At 43.7% G+C, this 2,809-nt stretch carries 5 protein-coding genes; 2 read left to right on the top strand and 3 right to left on the bottom strand.

Translation table 11 applies throughout. The features are described from left to right. Positions 1 to 61 precede the first annotated feature (61 nt). The 3 genes from B3N33_RS03500 to B3N33_RS03490 are packed head-to-tail and all read right to left on the bottom strand — an operon-like array spanning position 62 to position 1,600. A complete protein-coding gene (locus tag B3N33_RS03500; RefSeq protein ID WP_292592187.1) occupies positions 62 to 556 on the bottom strand; it encodes a hypothetical protein in 495 nt (164 codons plus the stop codon). Further along, entirely contained in the window at positions 556 to 1,284 is a 729-nt protein-coding gene (locus tag B3N33_RS03495; RefSeq protein WP_292592186.1) for an ImmA/IrrE family metallo-endopeptidase, read from the bottom strand. Before B3N33_RS03495 ends, B3N33_RS03500 begins: the two co-directional genes overlap by 1 nt. Continuing rightward, positions 1,271 to 1,600 carry a helix-turn-helix domain-containing protein gene (locus tag B3N33_RS03490; protein WP_214060037.1) on the bottom strand — a complete coding sequence of 110 codons (330 nt, stop codon included), beginning with the start codon at positions 1,598 to 1,600 and terminating at the stop codon, positions 1,271 to 1,273. Before B3N33_RS03490 ends, B3N33_RS03495 begins: the two co-directional genes overlap by 14 nt. Positions 1,601 to 2,139: 539 nt before the next feature. On the opposite strand from B3N33_RS03490, the gene B3N33_RS03485 reads away from it, so the two are divergent. After that, positions 2,140 to 2,337 carry a hypothetical protein gene (locus B3N33_RS03485; RefSeq protein ID WP_102819205.1) on the top strand — a complete coding sequence of 66 codons (198 nt, stop codon included), beginning with the start codon at positions 2,140 to 2,142 and terminating at the stop codon, positions 2,335 to 2,337. A 16-nt stretch (positions 2,338 to 2,353) separates the two neighbouring features. After that, positions 2,354 to 2,596 carry a type II toxin-antitoxin system RelE family toxin gene (locus tag B3N33_RS03480; RefSeq protein WP_292592188.1) on the top strand — a complete coding sequence of 81 codons (243 nt, stop codon included), beginning with the start codon at positions 2,354 to 2,356 and terminating at the stop codon, positions 2,594 to 2,596. The last annotated feature ends 213 nt before the right edge of the window (positions 2,597 to 2,809 follow it).

Here is a 2,809-nt window from a genome sequence, read left to right as displayed (position 1 = left end):
TTTGTTGCCTCCTGCCGAAGCCAGCCTTGAGTCTCCAGAAGCTTTTCTATTCGTTGTCTCTTTAGCAAAGAAGTCTTAGCGCTTCTTGAACCGAAATTCTGTCTTTCAGCCAGAACCCATAACACTTCATTTCTGAAAGCAATTTCTCAGCTTCACTCAGGGAGTGTACTCGTTCTCTCACACCAAGAGCTAGAATATACACACTTCCGTGGAATTCAATCTTGTATTTCCTGCAGTATTGTCTGGCGAGATTGTCATCGGTAAGAACTGTATCCGCGAGATTTTTGATACTAACTGTGAAGATACATGATAGTTCTCCCTTTCCGAGTCCTGAGAAACCGAAACTGCTGACTGAATCAGCAAATAACTCTAGATCTTCACGCATAATCTGTACAACTGGGAAACCTATCTCTAATCTCGAAAACCTTCTGCAATCATGAAACTCATTCACGACGGGTTCTGGAACAACTGCTTCATCTTTAAGAATTCTCACAAGAGTATCAATCTTTTGGACTGCAGCGAAGTTAGATAAAACCGTGGTGTCTATAACAAACACTAGTCGCTCTCCTTCATGTTTTCAAGAACATCGTAGCCATTAAGCCCTATATCTTTCATTAGCTCGAGGAATCTGCTGAAGCTGATTCTTCCTTTTTCCAGTGCCCTGAAGGCCGTTGATACATACTTGGTGTTCGACCAGTATTTCTCCCCACTTGGCTCATAGAGTCTTTTATCCATATTTAACATCTCTGCCAGTTGAAGGGGTTTTTTGTCCCACAAAGTCAATGGAATAGCTTTCCGGCCAAAAACCTCCGTCAACCGCTTAAGCGTGGCTTTGTAACTCATCCTGAACATCTGCGAGATCTCCATGACTTCCACTGCGTCAAACTCGATTCCTCCGTTTGTCTGTATCATTGAAGAGACATCATTGGCTGGCATGAGAAACATCGAAGCAAAGCTATCAGCCTCCCTTTCCTTTGTAGAAGATTCATCTCCGGATATTTCGACCAGACTTTCGGTATTGTGTAGATAGATGTGACCTAATTCATGAGCCACTGTGAAGTTCTGCCTACCGATAGATTGTGATGAATTAACGACCAGTATCCTCGCATGAACACTGCTGAACAACGCTCCCGAAATACCACTTTCGCCGAATGGATAGTAGAAAAGGAAGTAACCTTTGTCTTCTAGGTTTTTTCTGAGTAAAGTCTCGTTGAGACCTAAGGAAAGCCCAATTTCTTTGCGCGCTTTCAATGCAACGGCTTCGATTTCTCTAGAAGTCCTCACTATTCAGTTCTCCCTCAAGAAAAATGATATTCTTCACAATCCTCTCAATCTTTTCGAATATTTCTCTGCTCTCAACATCCAGATTACTCTTGTCCCTGAAAGCCAACGAAAACTCCCTTTCTTTTTCTTTCTGAATTCCAAGTAGATCTTCTGGCAAAGCATTGTATAACTTTGCCATTCTAAACAGGAGAACAGGATCAATCTTCTGCTTATCGTTCTCCATCCTTGAAAGAGAAGTTCTATCTACGCTCAGCTTAGAAGCAGCTTCTTCCTGGGAAAGGCCGCTCCTTTCTCTACATTCTCTTAAGTGCACCATTAACCCACCTCCTCTGTGTGCTATTATAGCACATACCATTCCTAAGATGTGAATATAACGCACTCAGAGTATTTGAAGGTATGTCTACTGATTACTACTGAACCTCTTGGATTGTCAACCGCAAAGTCGTTTCGGACGAACAGCTGTTCGCCCGTGCAAGGAAACTGAATAATTGTCTAACATTGTCAACTCGTTGAGCCTTCCCTGATTAGTGTGTCCGCAAATCCCCTATTCCTGTCATCCCGTAGAGCCTGCCCTAAGAAGAAGCCCACCCCAATGAAGCCTGCCCTGAAAATGTTCTGTTCAGGGCTCCTGTTTGGGGTCATCCCGTGATGCACCTGCACGGGATCTAGTTCTTCTCATCCTTCTCGCCCTCTCTCCTCATCTCGAACCAGACGTTAGAAAGTTAAGTTCTTGTCGCCCTTCAAACCTCTCGCCTCTGTCCCCTGACCTCAACTTTACCAAGAAGAACTTGGACACGCAGCTTCGGAACGAGGGACCGCTCCTCAAAATGCTATAATTCCATATGAGGTGATTTAATGAAAGAACCCCGCATGATTGTTAATGAAGATGGAAAACCAGTTAGCGTGATTCTTAGTATTTCTACATATAAGAAGATTCTCGATGAGTTGGAAGAATTGGAAGAGATTCGAGCATACGACAAAGCTAAGAAGTCAACCGACAAGATTCTTCCGTTTGAAGAGGCTCTAGATAAAGTCAAGCGGGAAGATGCCTGACGCATACTAACTTCTTATTCTCAGCACAGCTGCAAAAGAGCTTCAGTCACTTCGAGAGCCGAACTATAGCAGAATCAAGCAAAGGATATTGCTGCTCGCTTCGAATCCGCGTCCAAGAGGTTCTAGTAAGTTGACCGGAAGAGAGGGATGGCGGATAAGAGCTGGTGACTATCGGATTATCTATGAGATTAGTGATGAAGATAAGTCAGTTACTATTCTGCATATCGGCCATCGTAGAAATGTATACAAGAATCTTTGAGACATATTCTTGATGTTTGAATCAGATAGAAGGAACACCATCTTCTCGAAAGTCGACTTCTGATTGCGCTCCTGAGCTTAAGAATAAAGAACCGCTCTTCCAAGAACGGGGCCATGCTCTTGTCGGAGGACGGTGGACCGTTCACGGATAACCGTTTCTTATTCAACCTGCATCTTGTCACTTGCAACAGTTTCAAAGAACGAGATCCTGGCC

Source organism: Mesotoga sp. UBA5825 (assembly GCF_002432955.1).
Classification (GTDB): Bacteria; Thermotogota; Thermotogae; order Petrotogales; family Kosmotogaceae; genus Mesotoga.
Note: the sequence above shows the minus strand (reverse complement) of the source record. Positions and strands in the feature narration are given on the sequence as shown.